The organism is Pseudomonas sp. UBA2684 (assembly GCA_002354655.1).
In the GTDB taxonomy this organism is placed as follows: Bacteria; Pseudomonadota; Gammaproteobacteria; order Pseudomonadales; family Pseudomonadaceae; genus Aquipseudomonas.
This window is the reverse complement of sequence record DELY01000041.1, coordinates 51,987-67,872: the sequence shown is the minus strand read 5'-3', so window position 1 is coordinate 67,872 and position 15,886 is coordinate 51,987. Positions and strand designations below refer to the sequence as shown.

The following is a 15,886-nucleotide window of genomic DNA, read 5'->3' as shown; positions in this document are numbered from 1 at the left end:
GGTTTGACGTGCCTGACAGCACGGTAATCTGCGCGAAAGCGGCGCACGGAGCAGAGCGCCTTACACAACGTAGAACAAGATCGCCACAAAGTGCAGCAAACTGCCGGCGATCACGAACAGGTGCCAGATGCCATGCCAATGACGGAAACGGCTGTCGTAGGCAAAGAAGATGATCCCCACCGTGTACAACACCCCGCCAGCGGCCAACCAGCTAAAGCCTTCGAGCCCCAGCGCGGCGATCAGCGGTTTGACCGCGACCAGCACAATCCAGCCCATCACCGCGTAGATCACGATGGACAACACCCGCGCCTCGGAGCGCGGCTTGAGCTCTTGCAGCATGCCCAGCAACGCCAACCCCCAGACGATGCCAAACAGCGTCCAGCCCCACGGCCCGCGCAGCGTCACCAGGCAGAATGGCGTGTAGCTGCCGGCGATCAGCAGGTAAATCGACAGGTGATCGAGCTTGCGCATGATCACTTTCGCCGGCCCTTGCACGCTGTGGTAAACCGTCGAAATGCTATAGAGCAAGACCAAGGTGACGCCATAGATCGCAACGCTGACGATCTTCGCGGGCGCGCCATCCAGGCTCGCCAGCACCAGCAACCAGACCGCGCCGATGCAGGCCAGCACAGCGCCGACCAAGTGCGTCCAGGCATTGAATCGCTCGCCCTGATACATAGTGCTCAAACCCCAAACGGCCGCGATTGTGCGAGTGCCCCAGGCTTATCGCTGAAAGCACGCGCCGCTGCAAGCAATCCGCTGTGCGTGCTGGCGGCTCTGCTGCGGGCGCTGTCGCCATTCTGTTGATGCCGCCCAGCGTCCGCTGGAGGCATAAACGCTCATGCAAATCGGGGCCATCGCCCTTCTATTTACCCCCTCTTATCCGCTGGTCGTTGCAAAGCCTGCGCCGCGCTGATATCTGTATATAAAACCAGTGTCCGGCGCGCCCATGCAGTTCCAGCTCGATCCCCGCTTCTATTACCTGTCGAACTTCCATAAGGCACTGGCCTGGCTGCAAGACCGCTATGACGACTTGCTGATAGAGCCCGAGCGGGTGTTTTTGCGTCAGTTCGCCGAGCTGGAGGTGCCCGCCCAGGCCTTGCTGGTGCGCATGATCATGCGCAAGGGCCCGCACTTTCGCGCCAGCAAGCTGGACTACGCCGAGATCGGTTGCCCGCGACGCGCCGCCCAGCCGTTGCTCGCGGCCGGCTGGATAAGCGACGCCGCCGAGCTGTCGCTGGAGGCGCTATTCGCCCTGCTGCGCAAGGACGAACTGCTCGAACACCTCAACGCGCAGGCGCACAAAGCGCTGAAGAAAGCCGAGCTGTTCGAACGCCTGGCCGAGCCGTATTGCGAACCACAACCCTTTGCCCGTTGGTGCCCTGGCCTCGACGAGCAGGTGTTGACCTTGCACATCGGCGAACTCTGCGAACGCCTACGCTTGATGTTCTTCGGTAACCTGCACCAGGACTGGACGGAGTTCGTGCTGGCCGACCTCGGCATCTTTCGCTACGAAAACGTGGAATTGAGCGCCGACTCCCGGGGTTTTCGCCGCCGCGAAGATGTCGACAGCTACCTGCACCTGCGCCGCTGTCAGGAGCACTTCGAGGCCGGTGCGCCAATCGCCGAGGTGCTTGCACTGATCGGCGAGCCGCCGCACGAGCAGCCGTTTCTGGCCCGCCGTCATGCCAAGCTGCTGTTTCGCCTCGGCCAACAATTGGAGCGCGCCGGCGACCTGGAGCACGCCCTGGCCTGCTATGCCGGCAGCCACTATCCCGGCGCCCGCCAGCGGCAGATCCGCGTACTGGAACGCAGCGCTCGTCCTGCCGAGGCCTTTGCGCTGGCGCAAGTCGCCGCCGAACACCCGCAAAGCGAGGCCGAAGCACAACTGCTGGAGCGTGCGCTGCTGCGCCTGGGCCGGCAGCTCGGCGTCGCGCAGCCGGCGAAACCGCGCAGCGCGCCGGCCAAGCGGATCGACCTGTGCCTGCCGCGCCCCGAGGCGCACAGCGTCGAGTTCGCCGTCAAGGCGCACCTGCACACTGACGATGCGCCGGTGCACTACGTCGAGAACAGCCTGATTTGCAGCCTGTTCGGCCTGCTGTGCTGGCAAGCGATCTTCGCGCCATTGCCGGGCGCATTTTTCCACCCGTTCCACACCGGCCCGGTGGACCTGCTTAGCGCGGACTTTCACAGCCGCCGCGCCGAGCGGTTCGCCGCGTGCCTGGCCCAGCTCGACTCGCCGGCCTACAAGCAAACGATCCGCCAGACCTACGCGGACAAGTACGGTATCCAGTCGCCGTTCGTGTTCTGGGCCGCGCTCGATCAGACGCTGCTCGAACACGCCCTCGAGTGCCTGCCCGCCGCCCATCTGCGCGCCTGGTTCGGCCGGCTGTTGCTCGACATCAAGGCCAACCGCGCCGGCATGCCGGATCTGATCCAATTCTGGCCGGCCGAGCGGCGCTACCGGATGATCGAGGTGAAAGGCCCCGGCGACCGCCTGCAAGACAACCAGCGGCGCTGGCTGGCGTTCTGCGCCGAACACGGCATGCCGGTGGACGTGTGTTACGTGCAGTGGGCCGAGGCATGAAACAACGGCTTCTGCACTACCAGGTCGCCGTGCGTGCGCTGTGCGAGTTCACCGCCAAGGTCGGCGACCTCGACTTACGCTTCACCCCCTCGCCCACCGCCCAGGAAGGCATGAGCGGGCACGCCATCGTGGTCGCCCGGCGCGGCCCCGGTTATCACGCCGAACTGCCGCTCAGTGGCGAATACCAGGGGTTGCAGGTGCGCGGCCGGGCCGACGGTTTTGATCCGGATTACAACCGCCTGGAGGAGATCAAGACCCACCGTGGCGACATCGCGCGCATCCCCGAGAACCATCGGCTGCTGCACTGGGCCCAGGCCAAGGTCTACGGCTGGCTGCTGTGCCAGGAGCGCGGGTTGCGCGAGATCAACCTCGCGGTGGTCTACTTCAACGTGCTCAGCCAGCACGAAACCGCCTTCCATGAAAGCTGTACCGCCGAGGAACTGCGCGTCTTCTTCGAGCTGCAATGCAGCCGTTTCATCGCCTGGGCCGAACAGCAGCGCGACCACCGCCGGGCACGTAACCAGGCGCTGGAGCGGCTGCGTTTTCCCCATGCGCAGTTTCGCAGTGGCCAGCGCCAGTTGGCCGAGTCGGTGTACCGCGCCGCCCGCGACGGCCACAGCCTGATGGCCCAGGCGACCACAGGCATCGGCAAGACCCTCGGCACGCTGTTTCCGCAGCTCAAGGCGTTCCCGGAGCAACAACTCGACCGCCTGTTCTTCCTCACCGCCAAAACCCCTGGCCGGCGCCTGGCCCTGGATGCGCTGGCGACCCTGCGCAGCCAGGAAACCGCCATGCCGCTGCGGGTGCTGGAACATGTGGCGCGCGACAAAGCCTGCGAACACCCGGACAAAGCCTGCCATGGCGACTCCTGCCCATTGGCCAAGGGCTTTTACGACCGCCTGCCGGCCGCGCGCCAGGCCGCACTGGAACGCCAATGGCTGAGCCAGGACAGCGTGCGCGAAGCCGCCCTGGCGCATCGGGTCTGCCCCTACTACCTGAGCCAGGAACTCTGCCGCTGGGCCGACGTGGTGGTGTGCGATTACAACTATTACTTCGACATGGGCGGCCTGCTCTATGGCCTGACCCTGCTCAACGAATGGCGCGTGACCCTGCTGGTGGACGAAGCGCACAACCTGATCGAGCGTGCGCGCAGCATGTACACCGCCGAACTCGATCAGGCCAGCTTCAATGCCCTGCGCCTGATCGCCCCGGCGGTGCTGAAAGCGCCGCTGGAGCGGGTCAACCGCCACTGGCAGCAACTGCAACAAGATCAGGAGGCGGCGTATCAGGTGTACCCGGCGGCGCCCGACCTGTTCATCATGGCGCTGCAAAAAGCCGTCAGCAGCCTCACCGACCACCTCACCGACCAGCCGACCGGCAACGATGCCGAGCTGCTGCATTTCTACCTGAACGCCATGCTGTTCTGTCGCCTCGCCGAAGCCTTCGGCGCGCATTCGCTGTTCGATATCAAGCGCAACGAGGAGCACGGCGGGCGCTCGCTGTCGACCCTGTGCATCCGCAATATCGTCCCGGCGCCGTTCCTCGCACCGCGTTTCGACGCGGCCCACAGCAGCACGCTGTTTTCCGCGACCCTGAGCCCGGCGCATTACTACGCCGACCTGCTCGGCCTGCCGCCGAACACGCCGTGGATCGATGTCGAATCGCCGTTCAGCGCCACGCAGTTGCAGGTACAGGCGGTCAGCAACCTGTCCACCCGCTACGTGCACCGCGACTATTCGCTGGCGCCGATTGCCGCGCTGATGGCCCGCCAGTTTGCCGCCCGGCCCGGCAACTACCTGGCGTTTTTCAGCAGCTATGCCTACCTGCGTCTGGCGCTGGAAACCTTCAGCGAAGCACACCCGCAGGTGCCGGTGTGGGAGCAATCGCGGCAGATGGACGAAAGCCAACGCCAGCAGTTTCTCGAGCGGTTCAGCAGCGGTGGTCAGGGCATCGGTTTCGCCGTGCTCGGCGGCGCTTTCGGCGAAGGCATCGACCTGCCTGGCGACCGTCTGATCGGCGCGTTTATCGCCACCCTCGGCCTGCCGCAGATCAACCCGGTCAACGAAGAGATCAAACAACGCATGCAGGTCATGTTCGGCAGCGGCTATGACTACACCTACCTCTACCCCGGCCTGCAAAAAGTCGTACAGGCCGCCGGCCGGGTGATTCGCACCCAGCAGGACCAGGGCGTGGTCTACCTGATCGACGACCGCTTCAACCAGCCGGCCATTCGCCGCCTGCTGCCGACCTGGTGGCAGGTGGATCGCTGCCGCTTGCCGCTGTTGAGCGCACCGCTGTAAAGCGCATCGACTGCTGCTCAACCGCGATAAAAACCCTAGCGGTTGCCAGGCTTTTCACGGCTATCTACCGCCTAGACGGCGAATAAAACAGCGCGGATTGATCCGCGAACACCGTCGAGACGGCAGCGCGGCGACGGCTAAAACGCCATGCCACGCAGGCCAAGTGATGGCGAGACCTCAGACGAGGCCTCGCCGAGCGATCAGGGCGTAACCGGTTTGATATCGAACCCGCCCTTGTTCTGACTGACGATGCGGAACTGCTGGCTCTCGCCCTCCGTCACCCGTACCGCCACTTCGCGGCGCAAGCGGCCCATGCCGCAGAGCGTATCGTCCTGCTTGTCGATGCCAATCCCCAGCACCCGGTTACCCGGCGGCACATGCAGGCTGACCGCCTCGCCAATAGCGATGCGCGCAGCAACCTGGCGATCGACCAATACGGCCACGTAACAGCCGCCACCGAGCATGCCGAGATCGCGGTTGACCACAATCTGTCCGGTGTTCTGTGCCGGCTGCTGGTAGGCCAGCACACGGTCGCTGGGCACCTGGGTCACTTTGTCGGGATCAGCCTGATAGGACGAGCAGCCAGCCAGCGCCAGCAGGGGCAGAACGGCAAAGATCAATCGCATGGGGCCCTCCATGGGCGCAAAGAATGCCGACTGAGTATTGGCGCAGGCGGGCATTGGCTCAAGTGATAGCGGCAAACAAACCCGTCTGGCTTTCGCTTTGCCAGCCTGCGCACGTTGTCTCAGGCGCGAATACGCTGCAGCAAGCGTGCTTGCAACCGCTCAAGCTCGGCCGGATCGGCCTTGCTGCTGGCGTGCATGCCCAGGCCCTGGCCGGCAAAGCGCGGGACGATGTGCACATGAATGTGAAACACCGTCTGCCCGGCCGGTGCGCCGTTGAATTGCGCCACCTGCACGCCGTCCGGTTGCAGCTCGTCCACCAACACTTGGGTGAGCCGCTGCACCACACGCATCAGCCTGCCCAGGTTGTCCGCATCGATCTCCAGAAGATTACGCGCCGCCGCGCGCTTGGGGATCACCAGGGTATGCCCGTAGGACTGCGGAAACAGGTCGAGGAAGGCGAGCACATCGTCGTCCTCGTACAGTTTGAAGCACGGCGCCTCGCCGCGAATGATCTGGGCAAACACGTTCTGCGCATCGTAATCGCCGTACAGGCTCATCTAGGGTCTCCATTACCAGTGGTCGATGGCGCACCATAGCCGGCACATGACCCGGCGGGCAACGCCGGCTATTCTGGCGTTTTCGCCAATTCGACTGGAGCCCGTATGCCAACCCTCGCCGCGTTCCCCATCACCGCCAAATGGCCCGCCAGCCAGCCCGAGCGCTTACAGCTCTACTCGCTACCGACGCCCAACGGCGTCAAGGTGTCGATCATGCTGGAAGAAACCGGCCTGCCTTACGAGCCGCATCTGGTGAGTTTCGAACGCAACGAGCAGCTCTCGGCGGAATTTCTCTCGCTCAATCCCAATAACAAGATCCCCGCGATCCTCGACCCCAACGGCCCCGGCGGGCAACCGCTGGCGCTGTTCGAATCCGGGGCGATCCTGCTCTACCTCGCCGAGAAAACCGGCCAGCTCCTCCCCATCGATCCCGCCGCGCGCTACGAAACCCTGCAGTGGCTGATGTTCCAGATGGGCGGCATTGGCCCGATGTTCGGTCAGCTCGGCTTCTTCCATAAATTCGCCGGCAAGGACTACCCGGACAAACGCCCGCGCGACCGCTATGTCGACGAGTGCAAACGCCTGCTCGGCGTCCTCGACCAGCGCCTGCAAGGCCGCCAGTAGCTCATGGGCGACACCTACAGCATCGCCGACATCGCCACCTTCCCCTGGGTGCGCAATCTGATTGGCTTCTATGACGCCGGCGAGCTGGTGCAGTTCGAGCGCTTCGGCAATGTGCAGCGGGTGCTGGCACAGTTCGTGGCCCGGCCAGCGGTGATACGCGGCTTGGCGATCCCCCTGCGCGACTGAACCAGCGCAGAGCAATCAGCGAAGACGGACTGCGTGCGCAAAACCTCGGCAGCCGTTATCGTCGCGGCCTGATCACCTTCAATTCAGAACGAGTCGGTTTCATGCGCAACCCCCTCACTCAGGCCACCCTCTTCTGCGCCTTGGCGCTTTGTTCGCTTGCCACGCTCGCCAAGGTCGAGGTTGAGGCCGCACAACACCACGCCCTCGGATCGGTACTCGCCGTCAAGGTCTCCGAAGACATCGCCCCGGGCGACTACGAAGCCCTGCTACAAGGCATCAAAGCCAACCCAGGCACGTTCTCCCGCAAGCTTGTGCTGCTCGACAATATTGGCGGCAGCGCACCCGAAGCGATCCGCATGGGCCGCCTGCTGCGCGAACTGGGCTTCGATGCACTGGTGCCTGCCACCGGCGTCTGCCAGGGCAGCTGTGTTTACTTGCTGGCCGCGGGCCACAAAAAGACCGTCAACGGCCATGTCGGCCTCCATCGCCCGTACTTCCCCAGCGGCGACTCGGCCCTGGCGCAGTCGCAACAGAGCCGCATGCGTTACAACGCGCAGGCCTACTTTCGCGAAATGAACGTCGCGAGCCAACTGGCGGGCGAGATGCAACGCATCGAGCCGCACAAGATGCGTGTGTTGTCGGCTCAGGAGCTGGCCCGTTTCAGGCTGAACTGAGGCTCAATTGTCGAGATAGTGCTGCACGATGTGCGCGTGACTGCCGTCCTCGACCAAGCGTTCGAGGCCCAGGCGATACTGCGTGACAAAGGCCTGGGTGTTGCTGCGCTTGCTGAGCGCGACCTCCGAGGCCTCGTTGGCCACCACCACCTGCGTGGCGCTGATCGCCTGGTCCAAACCCAGCTGACGGATTTCGTAGATCCCGGTGAGCTCGTCGGCAATTACGCCGTCGATGCGCCGGTGCGCAATCATCTGCCAGAGGTTGTTGCGGTTGGCGCTGAAACTCACGCGCGCGGCGAAGTTCTGGTGGCCCATCAGTTGCTGGTAGGCCTCACCGTAGGACACACCGATCTGCGCACCAAGGCGCAAATCGCTGTCGCGCAGTTCCGGCAGATGGCGGATCGGATAACGCGCCAGGGCGTCCTTGTGCATGAACAGGATATTGCGTGACGGTTTACCGAACGGCCCAGAGAAGTAAGCATATTGCTCGCGCTCCGGCTTTCTGAACGCACCGGGCAGGACGTCCAGGCGCCCCAGTTCCAGCTCCTTGAGCGCCCGCGCCCAGGGCAACTTGACCAAACGCACCTGGCAACCCAGACGCTTGAGCACCAGGCGGTTGCTGTCGACGTAGATGCCGCCGATTTCACCGTTGGCGAGCTGCATGCTGAACGGTGGATCATCCTCCCAACGCAAGGTTTTTTCACAACCCAGGACACTGCCCGGCAGCACAATCGCCAGCAGCCAGATCAACAACGAGAAGGGGTGAAACAGCCGCGCCGCTACGCCATTACCCATACGCCCCATGTTCAGCGCTCGCCTTCACCAAAATCACTGACCAGAGTCTAGAGAACACGCAGGCCGTTGTATGCCCTCAATATTGGCCAGCGGTCTGGCCTTGCACAGCATCTGCCGCGCGCTGGCGCTGGACATCGCCGGGTAAGCGCAATAGCGTTATGCCTTGATTGCTGCCTTCAGGGTAAGACAAGGATCTGGCATGCCTGAACGATTGGAAACCAATGAGCGCCATCGACGCATGGTGCTCAAGGCATTGCTGTGGACCACCCTGGTCGGCGGGGTATTTTTCAGCATCCTGAATACCCTGCGCGAGATTTGGCTGCTGGTCGTTCTGGAAGGCGGGTACGCCTGCTTCTCGCTGTTTTTGCTGTGCATCATCGATCGCACACCACATCTGCGCACCTGGACCCTGGTTTACCTGCTGCCCTTCTTCAGCATCATGATGGTGTCGCTGCTGCTGCCCAAGACCAGCTTCGCGGTTTTCGCCTGGATTCAGACCATTCCGATCATCTGTTACCTGCTGCTTGGCCTGCACCTGGGCTTCCGGGTAGCGATACTGTTTATCGGCATCGGTCTGCTGGCATTCAATTACCGCTACATCAGCGACGACTACCTGACCAACATCACGGTCATCGCCAACATATCCCTGGCGAGCCTGGCCATGCTGCTGTTCTCGCACATCTATGAGCGCAGCCGCCTGGACAACGAACAGCGCCTGCTGCAACTGGCCAGTACCGACAGCCTGACCGGCCTGGCCAATCGCACCAAACTGAGCGAAGTCTTCCAGCGCGAAAGCGCCCATGCACAACGTGCGGGCTCACCCCTGGCACTGGTGTTTCTCGATATCGACCACTTCAAGCAAATCAATGACCAGCACGGCCATGACAGCGGCGATCAGGCGCTTTGCCACCTGGTCAGGGTCCTGCGTGAACGCCTGCGCAACACCGACCTGTTCTGCCGGCTTGGCGGCGAAGAGTTCGCCGTCTTGTTGCCGCATGCCGACATGACCCAGGCGACCGAGATTGCCGAAAACCTGCGCCTGCGTCTCGCCGCATCGCCCCTGATGCTAGGCGAGACAGCCTTGAATATGACCCTCAGCGCCGGCGTGGCCTGCCTCGGCGCGGACGGCACAAGCCTCGATCAACTGATGAAAGCCGCCGACCGGCGTACCTACGCAGCCAAACACACCGGCCGCAACCGCGTGATCGCCGCGGACGAGCCGCAACTCGGCGAGCTGGAGCCGGCTCGCTAGCAGCGGCGCAACCCGCCCGGCCAACCGGCAGATAATCCCCGGACAATTTCGCTGAGCTCGCCCTGCCCAGGGATAAAACAACCTCGTGCGAGGTCATAACGCCAGGCAATCCGGCGGCCGCCCTGACGGCGTTTTCCATAACGAGGTGGTGAGATGACGGTGAACACCGTACTGGGTTTGTCGATGGTAGTGGCGATGTCCTGCGGCCTGCTGGCCCCGGCGCTGGCTGACCATCGCGACGACGATGACGAGTGGGAAGAGGAATTCCGCGATGGGCCATGCAAGGTCAAGCGTGAATCCGACGGCGACGATTACAAGGAAGAGATCAAATGTCCAAATGGCCGTGGCGCGCACTGGCGTCGTGGCGAGTGGAAGGACGAGTACTGGGATCGTGGCTGCAAGGTGAAAATCGAAGCCAAGTACGACGAGTTCAAGAAAGAGGTCAAGTGCGAGCGCGATAATGACGATGACGACGATTGAGCGGTGTCGATATCGCGACAACATGGCTGATTAGCCGGCATGCCACAGGGTGACCTGTATCGCTGCGCGGCCATGGGTCGCGCTTAGCAATACCGGCGCCGCGACAGTGCAGCGGCGGCTTCTGCGTTAAGAGCCTCTGCCGGCCTTCAACGGCGTGGCATCCGCCGGCGCCTCGGCCCTCTTCCGGACTGTCCAGCCCAAGGTCATACCCACGGCGGCGGACGCCGAGCAGCCGAGATTGGCTAATCGCAGACCCTAATTATCGGCCTGCTTTACCGCCGCCAACCAGGCCGGGTCCAGGCGCGGCTGGCTCACCTCCAGTCCCTGCGCCTGCATGCTTGCCTGGTGCTGGTCGATTTCCCGCAGCATCTGGCTGAGATCGCTGGAATTACCGTCCAACTGGTACATCTGCGTCACCCCCAGGTGGTAGAAGCGCAGCAGCTTCATCGCCGTGGGATCGCCAGCGGCGACGCCGGCTTTGACATGGTGCATGACATTGGTCACGCGCATCAGACTGCGCTTGAGCCGCCAGCCGTAGACCGCTGGCGCCATCCAGGGCAGCGACCACAACTTGAACCGCACCAGGGCGATGGTCAGCACCAGAGCGAGCAGCACGCCGGCCAGGTTCCAGCGAAAATTGTCGCCGCCGGCCGCGCCGAACAACGTCACCGCCAGGCTGGACAGCAGCAGAGCGAGCACCACGAAGATCGCCGCGATGACCAGGGTGATCCGCCGCGTTTGCTTGCGGTAGTTTTCGGCATTGCAGGCTTCGATTTCGAACATCAAGGCGGTCACGCTCCAGAAGGGTTATTGAGGCAGGCTCAGCAGTCGGGTAGACAACGCGCATCAGCTCACACACCGATGCTCAGGCTTCCACCGCGCCCCACTGCTTGCTTAGGCGTTTATCCGACACCGCTAGCTTGGTGCCCAGCTGCTGGGCGAACAGTGACACCCGGTATTCCTCAAGCATCCAGCGGTACAGGGTGAGCTGCGGGTCGCGCTTGCCTTCCTGGCCGTGTTTGCCCAGGCGCGCCTGATACTGCTCCCAGTAACCGGCCAACTCGCCGGCCCAGACGCGGTCGCGCTGCAGCTGGCCGGCGATTTTGTCCAGGCGTTGTTCGATGGCCTTGAGATAACGCGGCACTTCCTTGAGCCATTCGGCCGGGGTTTCGCGGACGAAGCCGGGATAGACCAGATTGCTCAGTTGCAGCTTGATGTCGTTGAGCGCCATGGCCTGGGCCAGGTCGATCTTGCCCTTGAAGCGCTTCTGCAAGCCATGCCACAGCTTGAGAATCTCCAACGTCAGCTTGGCCAGGCGTTCGGCTTCGCCGGTCCAGTCACCGCGCTTGCGTTCGGCCAGAGCAGCCAGACCCGCGCCGTCGCGCGGTAGCGGCTCGCAGCCCTCGAGGATGCAGCTGTCGAGGCTGGCCAGCAGAATGTCTTCGACCAGCGCGTCGACCCGGCCCAACTCGCGGTAGAGCAACGCCAGCTCAGTCAGCCCCGGCAGTTTGCCGCGCAGAAACTTCGCCTGCTCAGCCAACTGCTGCAACAGAAAACGCTGCAAGGCACGGCGATGCTGGAACTCGGCTTCGGCCAGGGTCGGGAAGCGCCCTTCCTTGACCACACCCGCTTCTTCCACCAGTGCCGGGTAGACGGTCATGGACAGGCCAGCGACCTGTTGCTGGGTCTTCGCCGCCACTTCGCTAAAGGCCTTGGCCTCTACCGGTTGCTGGCTCTTGGCGGTTTTCGGCAGGGCCAGGCCGGCCTGGGTGGCTTCGCTAAAGCGCGCGGTCAGCTCAGCCAGGTCGCGACCTTCACCCAGGGGTTTGCCCTGGTTATCGACCACTTCGATATTCATCCGCAGATGGCTTTCGATCTGGGAAGCGGATTCAGCCCAGGCCTCGTCGCTGACCCGCGTGCCGGTCATACGCGTCAGCTCGCGGCCGAGTGCTTCCGGAAGGCTGCCGTCGGCAAAGCTGATCTTGCTCAGCGCCGCGCCGACAAAATCCGGCACCGGTACAAAGTTTTTGCGCAGCGCCTTCGGCAGGCCGCGCACCAGGGCCATGCACTTGGCCTCCAACAGCCCCGGCACCAACCATTCCAGGCGCTCAGGCGGCAGTTGCGGCAACAACGGCGCGGGCACGCGCAGGGTCACGCCGTCACGCGGGTGGTTGGGCTCGAAGTGATAGGTAAGCGGCAGGGTCAGCTCGCCCAGGCGCAGGGTGTCCGGGTACTGCGCAGCGGTGACTTCGGAGGCCGAGCGGGCGAGCACATCCTCTTCGCGCATCAGCAGCAGCTGCGGATTCTTCGCGCTTTCCGTCTTGTACCAACTATCGAAGGTGGCGCTCTGGTAGATGTTCGCCGGCAGGCGCGCCTCGTAGTAGGCAAACAGGGTTTCATCATCGGCGAGAATGTCGCGGCGGCGCGCCTTGGCTTCCAGCTCGTCGAGCTTTTCCAGCAACTGGCGATTGGCGGTCAGGCACTTGGCCCGCGAATTGATCTCGCCACCCACCAGGCCCTCGCGGATAAACAGCTCGCGACAGATCACCGGTTCGATGGGGCCGAAATGCACCGGACGGCGGCCGACCACGATCAGGCCGTAGAGGCTGATCTGCTCGAAGGCCACCACCTGGCCGCGCTTCTTCTCCCAGTGCGGCTCCAAGTGGTTTTTCTTGATCAGGTGGCCGGCCAGCGGCTCGATCCAGTCCGGCTCGATCTTGGCCACCATGCGCGCGAACAGCTTGGTGGTTTCCACCAGCTCGGCGGCCATCAGCCAGGTGGGCCGCTTTCTACCTAGGCCCGATGATGGATGCACCCAGAAACGCCGCTGACGCGCGCCGAGGTAGTCGCCGTCTTCAGTCTTCTGGCCGATCTGGCTGAGCAGACCGGCGAGAATTGCCTTATGCACGGCGGCGTAACCTTTGGCGCGCTGGGCGGCCTGGTCCTTCTCGGCCAGCTCTTTTTCTTTCTGGGCCGCCGATAGCTGTGGTCCGGCATTCCGGCGGTCCTGGGTAGTCGGCGTCTGCTCTTTAGCGCGCGGCTCGCCCCTACCCGCATCGCTCGCCGGTTTGCCTAGCTGCAAATCACGGGTAATCAGTACCAGCTGGCGGTGCGCGTCGCGCCACTCACGCAGCCTGAGGTAATTCAGGAAATTCTTCCGGCACCAGCTGCGCAGCGCACTGCTGCCCAGGGCCTGGCGCTGTTCCTCGAAACCGCGCCACAGGTTGATCAGCGCAGCGAAGTCAGAATCGACGTCCTTCCACTGCGCGTGAGCCTGGTCGGCGGCCTGCTGGCGGTCAGACGGCCGCTCGCGCACATCCTGCACCGACAGCGCACTGGCAATGATCAGGATTTCTTCCAGGCTGCCCTGCTTGGCGCCTTCCAGCACCATGCGCCCCAGGCGCGGGTCCACCGGCAGGCGCGCCAGCTGGCGACCCAACGGCGTCAGTTGGCCCTCGCGATTAACCGCCGAAAGCTCCTGCAGCAGGTTGAAACCATCGCTGATGGCCTTGCCATCCGGCGGTTCGATAAAGGGAAAAGCCTCGATCTCGCCGAGGCGCAGATGGAGCATCTGCAGAATCACCGCGGCCAGGTTGGTGCGCAGAATCTCCGGGTCGGTAAAGGCCGGGCGGCCGTTGAAGTCTTCCTCGCTGTACAGGCGAATGCAGATGCCCGGCTCGACCCGCCCGCAACGGCCCTTGCGCTGATTGGCGCTGGCCTGGGACACGGCCTCGATGGGCAGGCGCTGCACCTTGGCGCGGTAGCTGTAGCGGCTGATCCGTGCGGTGCCGCTGTCGATCACATAGCGGATACCGGGCACGGTCAGCGAGGTCTCGGCGACGTTGGTGGCCAGGACGATCTTGCGTGCGCCCATGGGCGCGAAAATCTTCTGCTGCTCGGCCGGGGTCAGCCGCGCATACAGCGGCAGCACCTCGGTTAGGCGCAGGTTGGCCTTGCGCAGCACCTCGGCGGCGTCACGAATCTCGCGTTCGCCAGGCAGAAACACCAGCACATCGCCGGGGCGCTTGCCCTCGGCTTTCTCAAAGGCGCTGATTTCATCCAGGCTGGCGAGCAGCGCCTGGTCGACGGACAAATCTTCTTCGACGCGATTGCCGTCTTCGTCCTGCTCGGCCGTCAGCGGTCGGTACCAGGTGTCCACCGGGAAGGTACGGCCGGACACCTCGACAATAGGTGCATCGGGAAGGCCGCCCCCACCGAAATGCTTGGAGAAACGCTGCAGGTCGATGGTCGCCGAGGTGATGATCAGCTTGAGATCGGGGCGACGCACCAGCAGGGTCTTCAGGAAACCCAGGAGGAAGTCGATATTCAGGCTGCGTTCGTGAGCCTCGTCGACGATGATCGTGTCGTACTTTTCCAGGTAGCGGTCGTGCTGGGTTTCCGCCAGCAGGATGCCGTCGGTCATCAGCTTGATCAGGCTGCGCTCGTTGCTCTGATCCTCGAAGCGCACCTGATAGCCGACCAGTTCGCCCAGGGGCGTACCGATTTCCTCGGCAACCCGAGTCGCCACGCTGCGCGCAGCCAGGCGGCGCGGCTGGGTGTGGCCGATCAAACCATGCACGCCACGCCCCAGCTCCAGGCAGATCTTCGGCAACTGGGTGGTCTTGCCCGAACCGGTTTCCCCGGCGATCACCACTACCTGATGCTGGCTGATGGCGGCCTTGATCTCGTCGCGCTTGGCGGCAATCGGCAGCGCATCGTCGTAACGCATAACAGGCACACTCAGCCGGCGCGCCTCGACCTTGGCCCGGGACGCCTCGAAGCGCTGCAGCCACTGCGTGAGCTTGGCCTCGTCCACCGGGCTCTGCTTGCGCAATTCATGCAACTGCCGGCGCAGGCGATGCCGGTCGCCCAGCAGGGTCTGGTCGAGGTTTTTCAGCAGTTGGTCGAACGAGGCAGGCGAATCGATCATCAGAGGGCTTTGGCGATGGCGGCAAAGGGCGCAATTGTCGCAGATTTGCCCCAGCCAAGACGACCGCCGTCGACGCCGCAGCCAGCCGCGTCAGATCTGGAACTGCCCCACCAGGCGCTGCAGGCGTTCGCCCAGGCCGTTGAGGTCGCGGGAGGTCTGCGCGCCCTCAACGGCGTCGTTGGCCACGCCGTCTACAGCCACGGCGATCTGGTGCACGCTGCGGTTGATCTCCTCGGCCACCGCGGTCTGCTCCTCGGCGGCGCTGGCGATCTGCGCGTTCATCGAGTTGATGGTGCCGATCAACTGGGCGATGGCATCCAGCGAGGCGCCGGCGCGATTGGCCTGCTCGCGGGTGCTATCGCCCATCTGGCTGGCGCGCTGCATGGTGGTCACGGCCTCGCCGGTGGTGTTCTGCAGGCGGTCGATCATGCCCTGGATCTCGCCGGTGCTCTGCTGGGTGCGGCTGGCCAGGGCGCGCACCTCGTCGGCGACCACGGCGAAACCGCGCCCCGCCTCCCCGGCGCGGGCAGCTTCGATGGCGGCATTGAGCGCCAGCAGGTTGGTCTGGTCGGCGATGGCGCGGATCACTTCGAGCACGCTGACGATGCCCTGTACGTCCTGGCGCAGGGTTTCCAGCGATTCGCTGCTGGCACGCACCTCGCCCACCAGGTGGTGGATGGACTGCACGCTCTGATCGACCACGCGCTTGGCCGACTGGCCTTCGGCGTCGGTATCGCGCGCCGCCTCGGCCGCGCGCTGGGCGCTCTGCGCCACTTCCTGGGCGGCGGCGGACATCTCGTTGATCGCCGTGGCGACCTGATCGGTCTCGTGGCGTTGCCGCTCCATGGCCTGCTCGGAGCGCTGCGCCTGGCTGG

At 64.0% G+C, this 15,886-nt stretch carries 12 protein-coding genes and 1 pseudogene; 6 read left to right on the top strand and 7 right to left on the bottom strand.

The genetic code is table 11. The features are described from left to right. Positions 1-60: 60 nt before the first annotated feature. Positions 61-678, bottom strand: coding sequence for a PAQR family membrane homeostasis protein TrhA (gene trhA, locus B3M58_RS13975; protein ID WP_296220123.1), 618 nt, complete (start codon positions 676-678; stop codon positions 61-63). Between the two features lie 271 nt (positions 679-949). Here trhA and B3M58_RS13970 point away from each other — a divergent pair, with 271 nt between their 5' ends. Further along, positions 950-2,587, top strand: a complete 1,638-nt coding sequence (locus B3M58_RS13970; protein WP_296219965.1) for a VRR-NUC domain-containing protein — start codon at positions 950-952, stop codon at positions 2,585-2,587. Further along, entirely contained in the window at positions 2,584-4,887 is a 2,304-nt protein-coding gene (locus B3M58_RS13965; RefSeq protein WP_414704091.1) for an ATP-dependent DNA helicase, read from the top strand. The genes B3M58_RS13970 and B3M58_RS13965 overlap by 4 nt, the downstream gene beginning before the upstream one ends. Positions 4,888-5,087: 200 nt before the next feature. Here the strand turns inward: B3M58_RS13965 and B3M58_RS13960 are convergent, their stop codons facing one another. Together B3M58_RS13960 and B3M58_RS13955 are read right to left on the bottom strand one after the other, a co-directional pair. Then, on the bottom strand, positions 5,088-5,513 hold the full coding sequence (locus B3M58_RS13960) for a 3-isopropylmalate dehydratase (RefSeq protein ID WP_296219964.1): 426 nt from the start codon (positions 5,511-5,513) through the stop codon (positions 5,088-5,090). Positions 5,514-5,632: 119 nt separating this feature from the next. Then, entirely contained in the window at positions 5,633-6,070 is a 438-nt protein-coding gene (locus B3M58_RS13955) for an HIT family protein (protein WP_296219962.1), read from the bottom strand. 105 nt (positions 6,071-6,175) lie between these two features. Between B3M58_RS13955 and B3M58_RS13950 the strand changes: the two are divergent. Then, a pseudogene (locus B3M58_RS13950) lies at positions 6,176-6,880 on the top strand (glutathione S-transferase N-terminal domain-containing protein). Between the two features lie 101 nt (positions 6,881-6,981). Then, on the top strand, positions 6,982-7,554 hold the full coding sequence (locus tag B3M58_RS13945) for a hypothetical protein (protein WP_296219944.1): 573 nt from the start codon (positions 6,982-6,984) through the stop codon (positions 7,552-7,554). A 3-nt stretch (positions 7,555-7,557) separates the two neighbouring features. Here the strand turns inward: B3M58_RS13945 and B3M58_RS13940 are convergent, their stop codons facing one another. Then, a complete protein-coding gene (locus tag B3M58_RS13940) occupies positions 7,558-8,358 on the bottom strand; it encodes a substrate-binding periplasmic protein (protein ID WP_296219942.1) in 801 nt (266 codons plus the stop codon). Positions 8,359-8,548: 190 nt separating this feature from the next. Between B3M58_RS13940 and B3M58_RS13935 the strand changes: the two genes are divergently transcribed. Then, a complete protein-coding gene (locus tag B3M58_RS13935) occupies positions 8,549-9,601 on the top strand; it encodes a GGDEF domain-containing protein (protein ID WP_296219940.1) in 1,053 nt (350 codons plus the stop codon). 153 nt (positions 9,602-9,754) lie between these two features. Further along, entirely contained in the window at positions 9,755-10,081 is a 327-nt protein-coding gene (locus B3M58_RS13930; RefSeq protein ID WP_296219938.1) for a hypothetical protein, read from the top strand. Between the two features lie 255 nt (positions 10,082-10,336). Here B3M58_RS13930 and B3M58_RS13925 read toward each other — a convergent pair whose 3' ends face one another. The 3 genes from B3M58_RS13925 to B3M58_RS22635 all read right to left on the bottom strand — a co-directional run bounded on the left by B3M58_RS13925 (position 10,337) and on the right by B3M58_RS22635 (position 15,857). After that, positions 10,337-10,864, bottom strand: coding sequence for a DUF3087 family protein (locus B3M58_RS13925; protein ID WP_296219936.1), 528 nt, complete (start codon positions 10,862-10,864; stop codon positions 10,337-10,339). 82 nt (positions 10,865-10,946) lie between these two features. Beyond that, positions 10,947-15,011, bottom strand: coding sequence for an ATP-dependent RNA helicase HrpA (hrpA, locus tag B3M58_RS13920; RefSeq protein ID WP_296219935.1), 4,065 nt, complete (start codon positions 15,009-15,011; stop codon positions 10,947-10,949). A gap of 90 nt (positions 15,012-15,101) precedes the next feature. Then, positions 15,102-15,857 carry a methyl-accepting chemotaxis protein gene (locus B3M58_RS22635; RefSeq protein ID WP_414704093.1) on the bottom strand — a complete coding sequence of 252 codons (756 nt, stop codon included), beginning with the start codon at positions 15,855-15,857 and terminating at the stop codon, positions 15,102-15,104. Between the last annotated feature and the right edge of the window lie 29 nt (positions 15,858-15,886).

Bases quoted from the DNA above. Each gene is read 5' to 3' on its own strand.
- trhA (WP_296220123.1), bottom strand. From the start codon at position 678: ATGTATCAGGGCGAGCGATTCAATGCCTGGACGCACTTGGTCGGCGCT.
- B3M58_RS13970 (WP_296219965.1), top strand. From the start codon at position 950: ATGCAGTTCCAGCTCGATCCCCGCTTCTATTACCTGTCGAACTTCCAT.
- B3M58_RS13965 (WP_414704091.1), top strand. From the start codon at position 2,584: ATGAAACAACGGCTTCTGCACTACCAGGTCGCCGTGCGTGCGCTGTGC.
- B3M58_RS13960 (WP_296219964.1), bottom strand. From the start codon at position 5,513: ATGCGATTGATCTTTGCCGTTCTGCCCCTGCTGGCGCTGGCTGGCTGC.
- B3M58_RS13955 (WP_296219962.1), bottom strand. From the start codon at position 6,070: ATGAGCCTGTACGGCGATTACGATGCGCAGAACGTGTTTGCCCAGATC.
- B3M58_RS13945 (WP_296219944.1), top strand. From the start codon at position 6,982: ATGCGCAACCCCCTCACTCAGGCCACCCTCTTCTGCGCCTTGGCGCTT.
- B3M58_RS13940 (WP_296219942.1), bottom strand. From the start codon at position 8,358: ATGGGGCGTATGGGTAATGGCGTAGCGGCGCGGCTGTTTCACCCCTTC.
- B3M58_RS13935 (WP_296219940.1), top strand. From the start codon at position 8,549: ATGCCTGAACGATTGGAAACCAATGAGCGCCATCGACGCATGGTGCTC.
- B3M58_RS13930 (WP_296219938.1), top strand. From the start codon at position 9,755: ATGACGGTGAACACCGTACTGGGTTTGTCGATGGTAGTGGCGATGTCC.
- B3M58_RS13925 (WP_296219936.1), bottom strand. From the start codon at position 10,864: ATGTTCGAAATCGAAGCCTGCAATGCCGAAAACTACCGCAAGCAAACG.
- hrpA (WP_296219935.1), bottom strand. From the start codon at position 15,011: ATGATCGATTCGCCTGCCTCGTTCGACCAACTGCTGAAAAACCTCGAC.
- B3M58_RS22635 (WP_414704093.1), bottom strand. From the start codon at position 15,857: ATGGAGCGGCAACGCCACGAGACCGATCAGGTCGCCACGGCGATCAAC.